Genomic DNA, 15,705 nt, shown 5'->3' on the forward strand with positions numbered 1-15,705 from the left:
TGAGTCGTTGTGTCGCCTGGATTGCAGGCCATGCTGAACGGCAGTCTGCTCGGTGTGCGGGCGCTGGGGCTGGTCGATTATGAGCCCGCTTGGCATGCCATGCAGCGCTTCACCAACGAGCGCGGCCCGGACACCCAGGACGAGGCGTGGCTGCTTCAGCACCCGCCGGTGTTCACCCAGGGCCAGGCCGGAAAGGCCGAGCACTTGCTGGTGCCGGGCGATATCCCCGTGGTGCAGGCGGACCGGGGTGGGCAGGTGACCTACCATGGGCCTGGTCAACTGGTGTGCTATCTGCTACTGGACGTCAGGCGTCTTGGCATCGGTGTCCGTGAGCTGGTCAGCCGGATCGAGTACAGCCTTATCGATCTGCTCGCCGGCTATGGTGTCGAGGCATCCGCTAGACCTGATGCGCCGGGCGTCTATGTGAACGGCGCCAAGATTGCCTCGCTTGGCCTGCGCATCCGTAATGGGCGTTCATTCCACGGCTTGGCCCTTAACGTCGATATGGATCTCGGGCCGTTCAAGCGGATCAATCCATGCGGGTATGCCGGCTTGCCCATGACCCAAATGGCTGATCTGGTCACTGGGCCCGTAGCGCTCTCCGAGGTCAACGCTCGTTTGAGTGATCAGTTGGTTAAGCAGCTCGGCTACGCGGGGCAGGAGACACTGGCGGGCGCGTTAGCTGGCTGAGTGGAGGCTATCGCGTGTGGCCTGCGGCGGGTGTGTGAAGCACCTGCCCTTATGCGAAGCCCGGGCAGGTGATTTTTCAGCGCGATCAGTTCAGATTGACGGCCGGAATCAGGCTGCTGTCGAACGCCTGGCCCGGAACCGGCACGGGTGCGGCCAGGCCCAGGTTGTTCTTTTCGAACACCCGGTCGGCGCGGTAGCTGGAGCGCACCAGTGGACCGGCGGCGACTTCCATGAAGCCCTTCTCCAAGCCGATGTCACGGAAACGGTTGAACTCTTCTGGGCTGACCCAGCGCTTGACCGGCAGGTGGTTGCGCGTCGGCTGCAGGTACTGACCAAGGGTGAGGATGTCCACACCGATCGCGCGCAAATCGTCCATGGTTTCCAGAATTTCCTCATCGGTTTCGCCGAGGCCGAGCATCAAGCTGGTCTTGGTGAGAACCGCCGGGCGGTGTTGCTTGGCGTGCGCGAGCACCTTGAGCGTCTTCTCGTAGCCGGCACGTGGGTCACGCACCACGTGGGTCAGGCGCTTGACCGTCTCGACATTCTGCGCGAACACCTCGAGGCCAGAATCCACCACCCGTTCGATCGCCAGGTGATCCCCGTCGAAATCCGGTGTAAGCGCCTCGACCACCACCTGCGGGGTGTTTTCCTTAATGGCGCGTACGCAGGCTGCGTAGTGGCTCGCGCCGCCGTCGTCGAGATCGTCACGATCCACTGAGGTCAGCACGATGTAGCGCAGTGCCATCAGTTCCACAGATTTGGCGGTGTTCTGCGGCTCCTCCAGATCCAGCCAGCCATTGGGATTGCCCGTATCCACTGCACAGAAGCGGCATGCGCGGGTGCACACCGAGCCCATCAACATGATGGTGGCTGTGCCGTTGGACCAGCATTCGCCCATGTTCGGGCAATGCGACTCCTGGCAAACGGTGCTCAGGCGGTGCTCACCGACGTTGCGCTTGACGGCTTCGAAGCGGCTGCCGCTGGGTGCCTTGACCCGTAGCCACTTGGGCTTGGGTTCGAATACCTGGGGTTCGCTCGAGGCACGGCGCTTCTGCCCATCCTTGATCGCGGTGATGCCTTGGGTGGTGCGGAATTTTTCGCCGCTGGCAACGGGCTTGGGCTGGGATATATCGGACATCGGCTTCATGGGCTCCGCTAGAGGCTCCGTGGACGAGGCGGCGTTTGACCGCCGCGCAGTTTATCACAGGCGCTGACCGTTCAGTCCTAACAGCGAGGTGTGCTGCGGGTTGGCGAACTGCGCGCCGGCGATCACGCGGGCTAATGCGTGCTACGGCAGCTTGCTTTCCCGCGACCAAGCGGCGGGTTGGCCCGGGGCGTGGCTGGATCGTTTGAGCCCTGCGCGCTAGTGCGCTGCGCGCAGGCGACCAAGGAGCTCCTGGGTAGGGTGGCCATCTGCAGGCCAGCCAAGCTGCTGCTGGAAGCCTCGAATCGCGTTGCGGGTGTTGGCACCGATGATGCCGTCGGCGACGCCGGGATCGAACCCTCGTTCCTGCAAGCGCTCCTGTAGTTCCACGCGTTCCGAGCGGCTGAGTGGCAGCTCCGACCGAGGCCAGTCGCCCCTGACCATGCCGCCGCCTTCGAATCGTTCCGAGAGCAGGCCGATCGCCAAGGCATAGGACGACGAGTTGTTGTAACGCAGGATGGCGCGGAAGTTGTCGAGTAACAGGAAGGCGGGGCCACGATAGCCGGCAGGCAGCAGGAGGCTCGCCATGGCGTCATCGCGGCCCTGGGGTAGGTTTTCTAGGCCGAGGCGGCGCCACTCGGCCAGCGGTTTACGGATCAGCGGGTCGGCCAAGGCGTAGTCGAAATCCGTAGGCAGCCGCACCTCGAAACCCCATGGTTCGCCTGCGCGCCAGCCAGAGGCCTGGAGGTAGTGTGCAGCGGAAGCCAGGGCGTCGGCCGGGCTGTTCCAAATGTCGCGGTGGCCATCACCATCGAAGTCCACCGCGTGGGTGTTGTAGGTCGTGGGGATGAACTGGGTCTGCCCCATTGCGCCAGCCCAGGAGCCACGCAATTGCTCGGGTGGCACATCACCGTGGGCGAGGATATCGAGTGCTGCGAGCAACTGGCTCTTGGCAAAGCCGGGACGGCGTCCTTCGTGGGCCAGCGTCGCCAGGGAGCGGATTACCGATTTGTCACCCTGAATTTGGCCGAAGCTGCTCTCCAGCCCCCAGATGGCGACAAGCGCGGTGCGGTCAACGCCATAACGCGCCTCGATGCCATCAAGCGTGTCGGCATGCTCGCGTAACAGCCGCTTGCCGCCGCGCACGCGCTGGTCCGATAGGGCGCCGTCGAGGTATTGCCAGACGGGGCGATTGAACTCCGGCTGGCTGCGGTCGGCTGCGATGATGCTTGGGTCGGGTGTGACGCCCGCGAATGCTCTGTCGAACAGAGTGGGAGTGATGCCGGCTTGCAACGCTTCGGCGCGGAACGCCTCGCGCCATTGTTCGAAGGTCTGCGGCGGTTGAGGCTGCGGTTGTGCTTCGGCCTGCGGGGCAGGCGCGTTCTGCGGGGACGGGCTCGTTACCGGTTCGCGAGGTGCGAGGGTATCAGTCGCGGGGGGCTCGGCTGCACAAGCGACGACGATGCTCAGCGCGGAGCCAACCACCAGTGTGCGCAGAAGCAGGACGGGAACGAAGGTGTAAAGCATGCACCACACTCGGCAGGACGTCGGCAGGTGACCTTATCACGCTTTGCGCCAGTTGGCTTTTCAGGCTGCCAGAAGGACCGAAGCCTCCCAGTTGTCAGACTGGGAGGCTTCGCGGCGGTAGCTACCTTTGCCTTTGGCGGGCCGTTCCGGGCGATTGCGGAACAGCGGTTGCGCGATCAGCGCCTTGGCTTTGTTGGGCCGTTTGCGATTTTTGTTCATGGATATCTCCGGCGTATGCCCGGCGATGGGCGAGCGCATCATAGGCGTTGTGCAGAAAATGTCCAATCGTAGTGAGCTGGCAGGCTAGAGCGCGATCCGCTTGCCGCTCAATTGCAGACAGACCTGAGCCAGGCCGACCCAGGCGTCGCCCTCTGCCTGCCCTTTGATTTGGGCATCGATCTGCTGGGCCTCGCCCAGAAGACACTGCCAGCCGGCAGTGTCGTGGCGCTGCAGGGCCTTGCCCACGATCGGCTTGCGCTTGTCCCACACGGGTGGGCGTGCCTGGCTGAACGCCCGGTCCAGTGGCACGCCCTGGCCATACTGCTGTGCGATGTTGGCGAGCTGGCGTATTTCCCGAGCCACAGCCCAGAGGATGACAGGCGCCTCGACACCTTCCGCCCGAAGCCCCGTAAGCATGCGCAGAACATGCTCGGGTTGACCCAGCAGGGCGGCATCGATCAGGCCGAACACGTCATATCGTGCGCTGTCCGCAACCGCTGCCTGAACGGTATCGAGCGTGACCTGTCCGCCCTCGGCGAGCAGCTTGAGCTTTTCGATTTCCTGCGCGGCTGCTAGCAGGTTGCCCTCGACGCGTGCGGCGATCAGCTCGACGGCCTCTTGGTCCGCCGCGAGGCCGGCCTGTGCCAGGCGCTGACGAATCCACTGTGGCAGTTGCACCGCATCGACCGGCCAGATCTGGATGAACTGGCTGTCCTTTCCATCGATCAGCGCTTTAGCCCATTTGGTTTTCTGAGTGCTGCCGTCGAGCTTGGGCAGGCTGACCAGCAACACCGTGTCCTCGGCAGGCCGCCCGAGGTATTCGATCAACGCCGCTGCACCTTTGTCGCCGGGTTTGCCGTTGGGGATGCGCAGCTCGATCAGGCGCTTGTCAGCGAACAGGGACAGGCTGGCGCCTGCCTCGATGAGCTGGCCCCAGTCGAAACCGGTCTCGACGTTCAGCACCTGGCGTTCGCTAAAGCCCAGCGCCCGGCAGGCCTGGCGAATGGCGTCGCTGGCTTCCTGGCACAGGAGGTGCTCGTCGCCACTGACGACGTAGACCGGTGAGAGCGGGCCTTGCAGATGCTTGGTGAGCTGGGCGGGGGATAATTTCATGGGGCTGGGGGAGCCGCCTGTAGGCGGCTCCCTGATGTCACTGGATCGGCAATTCGATGGGCGATTGCTGAGGCTGCGCCGCCTGTTCGCGAATCTGCGCTTCGATCGCCTCGGCTTCTGCGCGGCGCTTGGCCTCAGCGGTTTCCTGTAGCTGGTCGAGCTGCGCCGGGGTAATACGGCCAAGGCGCATGGCAAGCTGTTGAAGTACCTCGCGGCGCATCTCCTGACGTAGCTGAGCGGCTTCCTGGTCGGAGCTGATCAGGTTGCTGCTGTCGTGTACGTAGACACGCTGGACTTCGACGCGGTCTTCGAGCAGGACGGTGTTCTGCGGCCCTTCAAGTGCATAGTCCAGAATGGTGCTGAGCTCGTATTCGGCGGTGCGTGCGGCGGTGGTGTAACTCGCGGTGCGCTGCAGGTTCTGCTCGCGGGTCAGGTCCAGGGTGTAGCGGGCGCCGGGATGGACGCGAACACCACTCTGTTCCAGCAAACCTTCGAGCTGTCCGGCTGTTTCGCCGTAACTGTCGCGGGCCTGCAGATTCAACTCCTGTAGGGCGAAGCTGGTTTCACCGGTGCCGCGCAGCTGGAAACCGCAGGCACTGAGCAACATGGCCAGGCCGGCCACCAGCAGATTACGTTTGATCATCTTGTTATCCCCCTTGCCAGCCCGGCGCACCGCGCCGTGGCGAATCAGTTTGCGACGATGTTGACCAGCTTGCCCGGCACCACGATGACCTTGCGAATGGTCAGGCCCTCGGTAAAGCGCAGCACGTTTTCATTGCCACGCGCCGTCGCCTCGACTTCTTCGCGGCTGGCGCTGGCCGGCACTTCGATCTGGCCGCGCAGCTTGCCGTTGACCTGCACGACGAGCGTCAGGCTGTCCTGCACAAGGGCGGACTCGTCGACTGCGGGCCAAGCGGCGTCGATGATCGCGCCCGGCTTGCCCAGCTGTTCCCAGAGGGCATGGCAGATATGCGGCGTGATGGGGGCGAGCAGCAGCGCCACGGCTTCCAGACCTTCCTGCAGCAGGGCGCGGTCCTGTGCGGTCTCGGTGGGGGCCTTTTCCAACACGTTCATCAAGGTCATCACCTGAGCGATGGCGGTATTGAACTTGTGATGCTGGCCTACGTCGGTGCTGGCCTGCTTGATCGCCAGGTGAATGGCGCGGCGCACGGCCTTCTGTTCGTCATTCAGCGAAGCGATGTCCAGCGTACCCGGCAGGCCGGCGCCGACATGTGCATGAGCCAGGCGCCAGACGCGGCGCAGGAAGCGGCTGGCTCCCTCAACGCCGGAGTCGGACCACTCCAGGCTCATGTCTGGCGGCGAGGCGAACATCATGAACAGGCGGCAGGTGTCGGCGCCGTAGGCATCGATCATTGCCTGAGGGTCGACGCCGTTGTTCTTCGACTTGGACATCTTCTCGGTGCCGCCAATCTCCACCGGCAAGCCGTCGGTTTTGAGCCTGGCGCCGATGACTTTAGCCTTGGCGTCACGCTCGACCTCGACATCGGCCGGGTTGAACCAGTCCTTGCCACCGTTCTCGAGGGTGCGGTAGTAGGTTTCGGCAACCACCATGCCCTGGGTCAAGAGGTTCTTGAACGGCTCGTTGGAGTTGACCAGCCCTTCGTCGCGCATCAGCTTGTGGAAGAAGCGGGCGTAGAGCAGGTGCAGGATGGCGTGTTCGATACCGCCGATGTACTGGTCCACCGGCAGCCAGTGATTGGCGGCCTGCGGGTCGACCATGCCGCCTTCGTAATGCGGGCTGGCATAGCGGGCGAAGTACCAGGACGACTCGACGAAGGTGTCCATGGTGTCGGTTTCGCGCTTGGCCGGCGCGCCGCACTTCGGGCAGCTGCATTCGTAGAACTCGGGCATCTTCGCCAGCGGACTTCCAGCGCCGTCCGGCACCACGTCTTCCGGCAGCACGACCGGCAGTTGGTCTTCCGGGACCGGCACGTCGCCACAACTGTCGCAATGAATGATCGGGATCGGGCAGCCCCAGTAACGCTGGCGGCTGATGCCCCAGTCGCGCAGACGGAACTGGGTGCGCGACTGGCCCAGGCCCTTCTTCTGGAGCGCCACTTCAATAGCGTCGAAAGCGCCTTCGAAGTCCAGGCCATCGAAGTCGCCCGAGTTGATCAGCTGTCCGTGCTCGCCGTAGGCGTCCTGCCAGGGTGCGGGCGTCTCATCGCCTGCGCTGGTGCGTACCACCGGCTTGATCGGCAGGTCGTACTTGGTGGCGAAGGCGAAGTCGCGCTCGTCATGCGCCGGCACGGCCATGACCGCACCTTCGCCGTAATTCATCAGCACATAGTTGGCGACCCACACCGGCAGCAGCTCGCCAGTCAGCGGGTGTTGCACGCGCAGGGGAGTGGCCAGGCCTTTCTTCTCCTGGGTGGCGATGTCGGCTTCGGCCACGCCGCCGCGCTTGCACTCGTCGATGAAGGCCTGCAGTTCGGCTGTCTGATCGGCATCCATGCGTTCAAGCGCGATGGAGGCCAGCGGGTGCTCGGCAGCCACCGCCACGTAGGTGGCGCCCATCAGGGTGTCAGGGCGCGTGGTGAAGACCTTCATCACGCCGTCGCTGCCGACGCTAGCCGCGTCGTAGGGGAAAGCGATCTCCATACCGCGCGACTTGCCGATCCAGTTGCGCTGCATGGTCTTGACTTGTTCCGGCCAGCCATCGAGCTCGTCCAGGCTCGACAGCAGTTCGTCGGCGTAGGCCGTGATCTTGAAGTAGTACATCGGGATTTCGCGCTTCTCGATCAGCGCGCCCGAGCGCCAGCCACGGCCGTCGATAACCTGCTCGTTGGCCAGCACGGTCTGGTCGACCGGATCCCAGTTCACGGTACCGTTTTTGCGGTAGATCACGCCCTTTTCGTACAGGCGGGTGAACAGCCACTGCTCCCAACGGTAGTAGTCGGGCTTGCAGGTTGTGACCTCGCGCGTCCAGTCGACCGCCAGGCCCAGCGACTTGAGCTGGGCCTTCATATAGGCAATGTTCTCGTAGGTCCACTTGGCTGGCGCGACTTTGTTCTTCATCGCGGCGTTCTCTGCCGGCATGCCGAACGCGTCCCAGCCCATCGGTTGCAGGACGTTCTTGCCCTGCATGCGCTGGTAGCGCGCAATCACGTCGCCGATGGTGTAGTTGCGCACGTGCCCCATGTGCAGCTTGCCGCTGGGGTAGGGGAACATCGACAGGCAGTAGAAGGTGTCCTTGCCTGCTTGCTCGCTTACTTCAAAGGATTTCTGCGCGTCCCAGTGGGACTGCGCGGCGGCTTCGATTTCGCGGGGCTGATACTGTTCGTGCATGGCTACTGGCATAGAGAAGGGGATGGCGGTTCGCTCGGCAGTCGGCTGCAGCGTGCCGGCACTTGGCGGCAGGGCGCGGCGCGACGGGGCGGATACGAACGCATGGAAGCGCCGTAGCATACATGACCCCCTGCAATCGAGGGAAACCCGTTTTGCCGCTCCCGTTTGTCGCGGGCGCCGTGGAGCACGGAGTCTGGACTACGCTTGTAGTGGGGCGAGGCAGATGAGAGGTGAAATCATGGGCAAAGAGCGCCAGGCGGACGAAGGCAATCTGTACGGCCGCGTATTGCAGCGGCTGAGCCTCGCCCTTGAAGAGGCGGAGCGAAGCGAGGGCGCATCGACGGAACTCGAAGTGGCCGGATTGACGCCCGCCGAGTTCGAGCTGATCCGTGCGTACCTGCAGCAGGATGCCCAATGGCTGTCCGGATGGCATGCGGCGGCCGAAGAGCAGGCACAGATAGTCAGGCAGGCGGCGCGCCCCGCGCTACGCAACGTCTTGCGCCAGCACTCGGCGAAGCGCTGCAGACAGACACCGCCGGCGCTTCAGCAGGCAATGACCTGCGCGCTCTGCGGCACCCACGTGCATTGGCCAGACGGACCGGGTGCGGTCGCTTGCGGCGCGTGCGGCTCGCAATTGCTGCGGGCTCGCCAGCGGCTGCATACCTACCCACGGCACTAGGCTCTCGTCCAAAGCCGACAACGGCGCGCCGAGCTAGGTAAAGTGTGGCGACCCGTCCGTTGGAGCCACGCATGCCGATTCGCTACTTGTTCAAGCAGCTGCTATTACCGCCGGGAGGCCTGCTCCTGTTGCTGCTGGCCGGCTGGTGGTTGCGCCGTAGTGCGCCTCGCCTCGCGGCTTGCTGTTTCGTGCTGGGGTTCGGCGGCCTGTGGCTAATGAGCCTGCCTGTCACGGTGGAGTGGGCGGCGCGTCAATTGGAGACCGAGCCGGCGCTGGCGAGCAACGACTGGGAGCGCGCGGGGCAAGTGGCGCAGGCCATCGTGGTGCTGGGGGCCGGGCGGGAGCAGGCTGACCCGGGTTGGGGCTCGGACCAGCCCAGCCATATCGCGCTCGAGCGGCTGCGCTACGCTTCGCGGCTGGCCAAGGCTACCGGTTTACCGATCCTCGCCAGCGGTGGGCTGCATTATGGCGAACCGCCCAGCGAGGCCCTGCTCGCCGCGGAAGCGCTGCAGCGAGACTTTTCCACCGAGACACGCTGGCTCGAGGAGCGCAGCCGCACCACCTGGGAAAACGCGGTACAGAGTGCCGAGATGCTGAAGGCCGCTGGCGTGGAGCGGGTGCTGCTGGTGACCTCGGCGCCGCATATGCCACGTGCGCGCTGGTGCTTCGAACAGGTCGGGCTGCAAGTCATTCCTGCGCCCATGGGCTTCCTCGGCGTGCCCAACGGCAGGCCTTTCGGCGGCTGGCTACCGGAGAGCAAGGCGATCTGGCAGAACGGCATGCTGCTCAACGAGGCGGCTGGCTTGCTTCTGTATCCGCTGTTCTACCCGTAAGCGGCGCGGTCAGGCCGCGCTGCGCCGACGCAGTACTCCCCAGGCGAGCAGCAGGCCGCACGTCAGGGTCAATGGCCAGGAGCGCCACCGCAGATAGGGCGTCAGGCCCTGCATGGGCGTGACTTCCCCATAGAGCACGGCCTCCTTGAATGTGGGGATCTGCTCGGTGATCTGCCCCTGCGGGTCGATCAGCACCGTGACACCGTTGTTAGTCGCGCGGACCATCCAGCGACCGGCTTCCAGCGCGCGCATCTGCGCCATCTGCAGATGCTGCAGTGGGCCAATCGAATGGCCGAACCAGGCGTCGTTGCTGACTGTCAGCAGCAAGTCGCTCTGTGCCGCGAGGCTGGCGGCGAATTCCGGGTAGACCACCTCGTAACAAATGAACGGGGCGATTTGGTAACCCTTGGCCTGCAGCAGCGCCTGTCCGGGCTCGCCGCGGGCGAAGTCGGACATCGGCAGGTCGAAGAAGGCGATCAGCCCGCGCAGCATTTCTTGCAGCGGGACATATTCACCGAACGGCACCAGCTTCTGTTTGAGATAGGTGCCGTGCGCGTCACCGGCAGTGGTGAGGCCGTTGTAATAGCGCAGCTCGCCATCGCCATTGGGCTGGCGCACCGGCACGCCGGTGATCATCGCTGCCTGCCGGTCCAGGGCGAAACGGCCCATCATCGTCAGGTAGCCTTCGGCATGCTCCTTGAGAATCGGGATGGCGGTCTCGGGCCAGACGATCAGGTCCACCGGGCGACTACGGAAGGTCATGTCGCGGTAGAGCAGTAGCTGCATCTCCAACTGCTTCGGGTCCCATTTGAGGCTCTGCGCCACGTTGCCCTGCATTGCCGCGACGCTGATTGGCGCGCCTTTCGGGGAGGTCCAGGCGTGGCCGCCCAGCCCAAGCCCGCTGGCCCAGAGCAGCACCAGAACAAGCGCGGCAACGGCTAACAGCGCCTTGCTCGCGAACAAGCGCGGCGCCTCGCTCACCAGCGTCGCGGTCAAGGCCAGGCCGAAGCTGAGCAGCCATACGCCTCCCAGCGGAGCGAGCCCGGCCAGGGGACCGTTCAGCTGGCTATAACCGGTGTACAGCCAGGGAAAGCCAGTCAGTAGCCAGCCGCGCAAGGCATCGATGGCAAGCCATAGGGCAGCGAACACCAAGGCGTTGCGCAGCGGTGCGCCAGGTGTGCGCAGCGTGTACGCCCAGAACCAGCCGAGCAAGGAGAAGAACAACGCCAGGCCGGCAACGAAGCCTAATGTCAGCAGCCCCGCCAGCGGCGGCGGCGCGGCGCCAAAATCATGAATGCTGACGTAGACCCAGCTCACCCCGGACGCGAAGAGGCCAAAGCCGTAGCACCAACCGCGGGCGGCGGCCTGCCGCGGCGTGACCTCGCGCAGGCCGATGTAGAGCAGTGCGATCGAGACCAGCGCCAGCGGCCAATAATCGAACGGTGCCAGCGACAGGGTCGTCAGCGCGCCGGCGGCAATTGCCAGCAGGTTGCCCGGCCAGCCGGGGCGAGTGATCCAATGCATAGGCTTCCTTCAACGAGAAAAGCGCAGGAGGCGTTTGGCGGGGAGAAGGGAGGTACGGCGGGCCTTCGTGACATCAGCAGGTCCGCCCAGCCTCCCGCCTCGATCAGCTGTCCGCGGCAGTACGAGTCAGGCGCAGCATGTGTACGCGCCGGCTGTCGGCGTTCAGCACGCGGAAGCGGAACCCGTCGATCTCGGTAGTCTCGTTGCGCTTGGGCAAATGCCCGAAGGCGTTCATCACCAAACCGGCAACGGTATCGAACTCTTCGTCCGGGAATTCGCTGGCGAAGTAGTCGTTGAAACTATCGATCGGGGTGAGCGCCTTGACCAGAAAATCGCCACTCGGCAGCGGGCGGATGTAGCTGTCTTCCTCGATATCGTGCTCATCCTCGATATCGCCGACGATTTGCTCCAGCACGTCCTCGATGGTGACTAAACCGGCAACGCCGCCGTACTCGTCGATAACGATGGCCATGTGGCTGTGGTTGGCGCGGAACTCGCGTAGCAGCACGTTCAAACGCTTGGATTCGGGCACGAAGGTGGCCGGGCGGAGCAGGTCCTTGATGTCGAAGTTGTGCTGGTCGTCCTGCAGGATCAGAGGCAGCAAGTCCTTGGCCAGCAGCACGCCGATCACTTCGTCGAGGCTGTCGCCGACGACTGGGTAGCGGGAGTGCGCGGCGGATATGACCGCGGGCAGGAACTCCTTTGGCGATTGGTCGGCGCGGATGCTCATCACCTGCGAGCGTGGCACCATGATGTCGCGCACCTGCAGGTCGGCGACCTGGATGGCGCCCTCGACAATCGCCAGGGCTTCGTTGTCGAGCAGCTTGTTCTGGTGCGCGCCGCGCAGGACGTCCAGCAGCTCTTCTCGGGTTTTCGGCTCATGGGCAAAAGCCTGTGTGATCTTTCCAAACCACGACTTCTGCCCGTTGCTCGATCGGTCTTCGCTCATGTCTTTTGACTCAAAGGTCCTTGCAGTGCCCCGGGGGCTATTCGCCAGCGTAGGGGTCGGGATGACCCAGTTCAGCCAGCAGTTGACGTTCCAGGCTTTCCATTTCTTCGGCTTCCACGTCTTCCTGATGGTCGTAGCCCAGCAAGTGCAGGCAGCCGTGAATCACCAGATGCGCCCAGTGGGCTTCGAGTGCCTTGCCTTGTTCGGCCGCCTCGCGTTCGACCACCGCGGCGCAGATCACCAGATCGCCGAGTAGCGGGATGTCGAGAAGCGGTTCGCCATCCGGGCCATCGGGCACGTCCGCTGGAAAGGACAGCACATTGGTGGCGTAGTCCTTGCCGCGGTAATCGCGGTTCAGCTTGCGGCCTTCCGCTTCGTCGACCAAGCGTATGGTCAGTTCGGAGTCGGCGCTGCGTTGACGCAGGGCCAGCTCGCACCAGCGGCGAAACGCCTGCTCGTCCGGTGCGTCGGACGCGGTCGCGCGTTGTAGATCGAGCTCAATCATTGCGCTGCGCGTCCCGCCGTTTCTGGTCACCGCCGTGCTCATCGAAGCGCTCGTACGCCTCGACGATCCGTTGGACCAGCGGATGGCGCACCACGTCCTTGGGTTTGAAATGCGTGAAGCTGATGCCGTCGACATCACGCAGCACTTCAATGACATGGGACAGGCCGCTCTTGGTGCCGCGAGGCAGATCGACCTGAGTGATGTCGCCGGTGATCACGGCGGTCGAGCCAAAGCCGATCCGGGTGAGGAACATCTTCATCTGCTCGAGCGTCGTGTTCTGGCTTTCGTCGAGGATGATGAAGCTGTTGTTCAGCGTGCGCCCACGCATATAGGCCAGCGGGGCGATTTCGATCACCTGCTTCTCGATCAGGCGCGCCACATGCTCGAAGCCGAGCATCTCGTAGAGCGCGTCATAGAGCGGGCGCAGGTAGGGATCGATCTTCTGTGCGAGGTCACCGGGCAGGAAACCGAGCTTTTCGCCCGCCTCGACCGCCGGGCGGACCAGCAGGATGCGCCGCACCTGCTCGCGCTCCAGGGCGTCGACAGCGCAAGCGACGGCAAGATAGGTCTTGCCCGTGCCGGCCGGACCGATGCCGAAGTTGATGTCGTTATCGAGGATCGACTTCACGTAGCGCTGTTGGTTGGCCCCACGTGGGCGGATGTTGCCCTTGCGCGTGCGCAGCGAGATATTCGGCGTTGCGGAGGGGTTGGCCAGCTCTTCCATGCCCGATTCCTGCAAGAACAGGTGAACGAGATCAGGCGATAGCTCGGTGCTCTTGGTTTCGCGGTAGAGGCGACGCAGGAGGTTTTCGGCGGCCTTGGCGACTTCGCTCGGGCCAACCAGTTCGAACTGGTTGCCGCGGTTGCGGATTTCCAGTTCCAGGCGTTGTTCGATCAGGCGCAAATGCTCGTCGAACTGGCCGCAGAGATTGGCGAAGCGATCGGCTTCGAAGGGTTCAAGGATGAAACGATGGGGTTCTATAGGGGTGTTCAAGGGCTTTTGATTGACCTGCTGTGCATGAAGATGTGCTGAGAATAGCGCCGCATGAAGAAAAAAGCAGCGGCGGGAGCGGGCGGTACGCGGCACTTCTTCGTGGGCCGAATCGCTACCGCAGCGGCCAACGCAGCGTGCCCTGGGCGCGGCGCCCAGGAGTCGGGAAGTGCCGATAGAGATCGTCTAGTCGCCTCGCGTGGCGCTCCGATGAGCGGCAACCGCGAGGCGAACCCGCCGGCTTGCCGCCCGTCAGTCGATCAGCGTGCCGCGCAGCGAGTGCGGCAAGGCGTCGTCGATATGAACTTCGACGAACTGGCCGATCAGCAGTGGATTGCTGCTGCGGAAGTTGACGATCCGGTTGTGCTCGGTGCGGCCCTGAAGCATGCCCGGATCTTTCTTCGAGTAGTCGGTAACGAGAATGCGCTGGCGCGTTCCCACCATCCGTCGGCTGTTTTCGAAGCCTTGTTGATTGATGCGCTGCTGGAGAATGGCCAGGCGCTGCTTCTTGACCTCTTCGGGCGTGTCGTCGGTGAGGTCGGCCGCGGGCGTGCCGGGGCGCGCGCTGTAGACGAAGGAATAGGAGAAGTCGAAACCGACGTCCTCGATTAGCTTCATGGTCTGCTCGAAGTCCTTCTCCGTTTCGCCGGGGAAGCCGACGATGAAGTCTGAGCTGATCAGCATTTCCGGCACGGCGGCCTTCAGTTTGCGGATGCGCGACTTATATTCCAGCGCCGTATGGTTGCGTTTCATCGCCGCCAGGACGCGGTCGGAGCCGGACTGCACAGGCAGATGAAGGTATTTGACCAGCTGCGGGATATCCGCATGGGCCTGAATGATGGCGTCGGAAAATTCCAGCGGGTGGCTGGTGGTGTAACGGATGCGCTCGATGCCGTCGATCTCCGCCACGGCATGCAGCAGGTCCGCGAAGTCATGGTCGTCGTAGCGGTAGCCGTTGACGTTCTGCCCCAGCAGCGTCACTTCCTTCACGCCGTGCTCGGCGAGGTGGATGATCTCAGCCAGTACGTCGGTCAGCGGGCGGCTGACCTCCTCGCCGCGGGTATAGGGCACCACGCAGAACGTGCAGTATTTGCTGCAGCCTTCCATGACCGAAACGAAGGCGGTTGGGCCATCGACACGTGGCTCTGGGAGGCGGTCGAATTTCTCGATCTCGGGAAAGGAAATGTCGACCTGCGGCTCTTTGGTGGTGCGGGCGGCGTCGATCATTTCCGGCAGGCGATGCAGCGTTTGCGGGCCAAAGACTACATCGACGTAGGGCGCCCGGTCGCGAATCGCCGCACCTTCCTGGCTGGCCACACAGCCGCCGACCCCAATGACAAGCTGCGGGTTTTCCTGCTTCAGTTCGCGCCAGCGGCCAAGCTGGGAGAACACCTTCTCCTGGGCCTTTTCGCGAATCGAGCAGGTGTTGAGCAGAATTACATCGGCTTCCGCCGGGTTGGCGGTGATCTCAAGGGGTTGCTGCTCGCCCAGCAGATCCACCATGCGCGAGCTGTCGTACTCGTTCATTTGGCAGCCGTGGGTTTCGATGTAGAGCTTGCGGGTCATGTTACGGGCCGGCGTTGTGCAAAAAATGACCGGCGATTATATGCGCACGCCGGACCCGTTGAAAGCGCCGCGCAGAGTCCGGGCGGCGGCTCAGGGGGAGAAGGGCTTGCTCTCGCCGGCCGTTTGCAGGTCCATCAGGTAGTCGCGAAAGATCTGGCCGAGCACCTGGGTGGCAATCTCCAGTTCGTCGCGGCGCATCTGCGAGGACACCCGGTCGGCGGTATCCAGCGCTTCCTCTTCACCGTTGACCGCCGACATCTTCAGAACCACATAGGCCTGGACGTTATTGGCCGGGACGCCTTCGCCGCGAAAGAACATGATGCCGAGGCGATGCTGCGCCATGGCGTGGCCCTGCAGCGAGGCCTGTTCGAACCAGTGCAAGGCCTTGGGCAGATCGCGCGGTGCGCGGCGGCCATCATAGTGATATTCGCCGAGCTCATAGGCGGCCTGGACATCACCGGCGCGCGCGGCCTGCTCACAAGCGCGCAGGGCATCGGCCATGTCTTCGGGGGCCATGTTCAGTGCGCAGCGGGAGGTCGCCGGGATCAACAGCGAGTTGCCGCCTGCGAAGCTCGACAGCGGCGTCAGTAGCAGCAGGCAGCCGAGAGCGAGGCTGCGACCGGTGCGAATCATGAATCGAGGCGCCTCGAAGATCA

The 15,705-nt window shown here is 63.9% G+C and carries 15 protein-coding genes; 3 read left to right on the forward strand and 12 right to left on the reverse strand.

Going from position 1 to position 15,705, the window contains the following annotated elements; genetic code table 11:
• Nucleotides 1–30 precede the first annotated feature (30 nt).
• Nucleotides 31–690, forward strand: a complete 660-nt coding sequence (lipB, locus tag M1D78_RS02565; protein WP_437422125.1) for a lipoyl(octanoyl) transferase LipB — start codon at nucleotides 31–33, stop codon at nucleotides 688–690.
• Between the two features lie 85 nt (nucleotides 691–775).
• Here the strand turns inward: lipB and lipA are convergent, their stop codons facing one another.
• The 6 genes from lipA to leuS form a co-directional block, all read right to left on the reverse strand.
• Nucleotides 776–1,828: a lipoyl synthase gene (gene lipA, locus M1D78_RS02570; protein ID WP_437422124.1), complete on the reverse strand. Its 1,053-nt coding sequence runs from the start codon at nucleotides 1,826–1,828 to the stop codon at nucleotides 776–778.
• 225 nt (nucleotides 1,829–2,053) lie between these two features.
• Nucleotides 2,054–3,361: a lytic murein transglycosylase gene (locus tag M1D78_RS02575; protein WP_437422123.1), complete on the reverse strand. Its 1,308-nt coding sequence runs from the start codon at nucleotides 3,359–3,361 to the stop codon at nucleotides 2,054–2,056.
• 60 nt (nucleotides 3,362–3,421) lie between these two features.
• On the reverse strand, nucleotides 3,422–3,580 hold the full coding sequence (arfA, locus tag M1D78_RS02580; protein WP_437422505.1) for an alternative ribosome rescue factor ArfA: 159 nt from the start codon (nucleotides 3,578–3,580) through the stop codon (nucleotides 3,422–3,424).
• Between the two features lie 84 nt (nucleotides 3,581–3,664).
• Nucleotides 3,665–4,693 (reverse strand): DNA polymerase III subunit delta, encoded by a 1,029-nt coding sequence (gene holA, locus M1D78_RS02585; protein ID WP_437422122.1) that lies wholly within the window; start codon nucleotides 4,691–4,693, stop codon nucleotides 3,665–3,667.
• Between the two features lie 37 nt (nucleotides 4,694–4,730).
• Nucleotides 4,731–5,336, reverse strand: coding sequence for an LPS-assembly lipoprotein LptE (locus tag M1D78_RS02590; RefSeq protein WP_437422121.1), 606 nt, complete (start codon nucleotides 5,334–5,336; stop codon nucleotides 4,731–4,733).
• 44 nt (nucleotides 5,337–5,380) lie between these two features.
• Nucleotides 5,381–8,002, reverse strand: a complete 2,622-nt coding sequence (gene leuS / locus M1D78_RS02595) for a leucine--tRNA ligase (protein WP_437422504.1) — start codon at nucleotides 8,000–8,002, stop codon at nucleotides 5,381–5,383.
• A 238-nt stretch (nucleotides 8,003–8,240) separates the two neighbouring features.
• Here leuS and M1D78_RS02600 point away from each other — a divergent pair, with 238 nt between their 5' ends.
• The gene (locus tag M1D78_RS02600; protein WP_437422503.1) at nucleotides 8,241–8,681 is read left to right on the forward strand and encodes a hypothetical protein; all 441 of its coding nucleotides are present in this window, start codon (nucleotides 8,241–8,243) and stop codon (nucleotides 8,679–8,681) included.
• A 71-nt stretch (nucleotides 8,682–8,752) separates the two neighbouring features.
• Nucleotides 8,753–9,514 (forward strand): YdcF family protein, encoded by a 762-nt coding sequence (locus tag M1D78_RS02605; protein WP_437422120.1) that lies wholly within the window; start codon nucleotides 8,753–8,755, stop codon nucleotides 9,512–9,514.
• Nucleotides 9,515–9,523: 9 nt separating this feature from the next.
• Here M1D78_RS02605 and lnt read toward each other — a convergent pair whose 3' ends face one another.
• The 6 genes from lnt to M1D78_RS02635 all read right to left on the reverse strand — a co-directional run bounded on the left by lnt (nucleotide 9,524) and on the right by M1D78_RS02635 (nucleotide 15,682).
• Nucleotides 9,524–11,038, reverse strand: a complete 1,515-nt coding sequence (gene lnt, locus M1D78_RS02610) for an apolipoprotein N-acyltransferase (protein WP_437422119.1) — start codon at nucleotides 11,036–11,038, stop codon at nucleotides 9,524–9,526.
• A gap of 103 nt (nucleotides 11,039–11,141) precedes the next feature.
• Nucleotides 11,142–11,987: an HlyC/CorC family transporter gene (locus M1D78_RS02615; protein ID WP_437422118.1), complete on the reverse strand. Its 846-nt coding sequence runs from the start codon at nucleotides 11,985–11,987 to the stop codon at nucleotides 11,142–11,144.
• Between the two features lie 37 nt (nucleotides 11,988–12,024).
• Nucleotides 12,025–12,492 carry an rRNA maturation RNase YbeY gene (gene ybeY, locus M1D78_RS02620; RefSeq protein ID WP_437422117.1) on the reverse strand — a complete coding sequence of 156 codons (468 nt, stop codon included), beginning with the start codon at nucleotides 12,490–12,492 and terminating at the stop codon, nucleotides 12,025–12,027.
• On the reverse strand, nucleotides 12,485–13,486 hold the full coding sequence (locus M1D78_RS02625; RefSeq protein WP_437422116.1) for a PhoH family protein: 1,002 nt from the start codon (nucleotides 13,484–13,486) through the stop codon (nucleotides 12,485–12,487). The genes ybeY and M1D78_RS02625 overlap by 8 nt, the downstream gene beginning before the upstream one ends.
• A gap of 249 nt (nucleotides 13,487–13,735) precedes the next feature.
• Nucleotides 13,736–15,049, reverse strand: a complete 1,314-nt coding sequence (gene miaB / locus M1D78_RS02630; protein WP_437422115.1) for a tRNA (N6-isopentenyl adenosine(37)-C2)-methylthiotransferase MiaB — start codon at nucleotides 15,047–15,049, stop codon at nucleotides 13,736–13,738.
• A 90-nt stretch (nucleotides 15,050–15,139) separates the two neighbouring features.
• Complete coding sequence (locus tag M1D78_RS02635) at nucleotides 15,140–15,682, reverse strand: tetratricopeptide repeat protein (RefSeq protein WP_437422114.1); 543 nt, start codon at nucleotides 15,680–15,682, stop codon at nucleotides 15,140–15,142.
• Nucleotides 15,683–15,705: the final 23 nt, after the last annotated feature.

The sequence above is a fragment of the Pseudomonas sp. SA195 genome, from assembly GCF_054131565.1.

Excerpts from the sequence above, each read along its gene's own strand:
- lipB (WP_437422125.1), top strand. The coding sequence starts at position 31 with ATGCTGAACGGCAGTCTGCTCGGTGTGCGGGCGCTGGGGCTGGTCGAT.
- lipA (WP_437422124.1), bottom strand. The coding sequence starts at position 1,828 with ATGTCCGATATATCCCAGCCCAAGCCCGTTGCCAGCGGCGAAAAATTC.
- M1D78_RS02575 (WP_437422123.1), bottom strand. The coding sequence starts at position 3,361 with ATGCTTTACACCTTCGTTCCCGTCCTGCTTCTGCGCACACTGGTGGTT.
- arfA (WP_437422505.1), bottom strand. The coding sequence starts at position 3,580 with ATGAACAAAAATCGCAAACGGCCCAACAAAGCCAAGGCGCTGATCGCG.
- holA (WP_437422122.1), bottom strand. The coding sequence starts at position 4,693 with ATGAAATTATCCCCCGCCCAGCTCACCAAGCATCTGCAAGGCCCGCTC.
- M1D78_RS02590 (WP_437422121.1), bottom strand. The coding sequence starts at position 5,336 with ATGATCAAACGTAATCTGCTGGTGGCCGGCCTGGCCATGTTGCTCAGT.
- leuS (WP_437422504.1), bottom strand. The coding sequence starts at position 8,002 with ATGCACGAACAGTATCAGCCCCGCGAAATCGAAGCCGCCGCGCAGTCC.
- M1D78_RS02600 (WP_437422503.1), top strand. The coding sequence starts at position 8,241 with ATGGGCAAAGAGCGCCAGGCGGACGAAGGCAATCTGTACGGCCGCGTA.
- M1D78_RS02605 (WP_437422120.1), top strand. The coding sequence starts at position 8,753 with ATGCCGATTCGCTACTTGTTCAAGCAGCTGCTATTACCGCCGGGAGGC.
- lnt (WP_437422119.1), bottom strand. The coding sequence starts at position 11,038 with ATGCATTGGATCACTCGCCCCGGCTGGCCGGGCAACCTGCTGGCAATT.
- M1D78_RS02615 (WP_437422118.1), bottom strand. The coding sequence starts at position 11,987 with ATGAGCGAAGACCGATCGAGCAACGGGCAGAAGTCGTGGTTTGGAAAG.
- ybeY (WP_437422117.1), bottom strand. The coding sequence starts at position 12,492 with ATGATTGAGCTCGATCTACAACGCGCGACCGCGTCCGACGCACCGGAC.
- miaB (WP_437422115.1), bottom strand. The coding sequence starts at position 15,049 with ATGACCCGCAAGCTCTACATCGAAACCCACGGCTGCCAAATGAACGAG.
- M1D78_RS02635 (WP_437422114.1), bottom strand. The coding sequence starts at position 15,682 with ATGATTCGCACCGGTCGCAGCCTCGCTCTCGGCTGCCTGCTGCTACTG.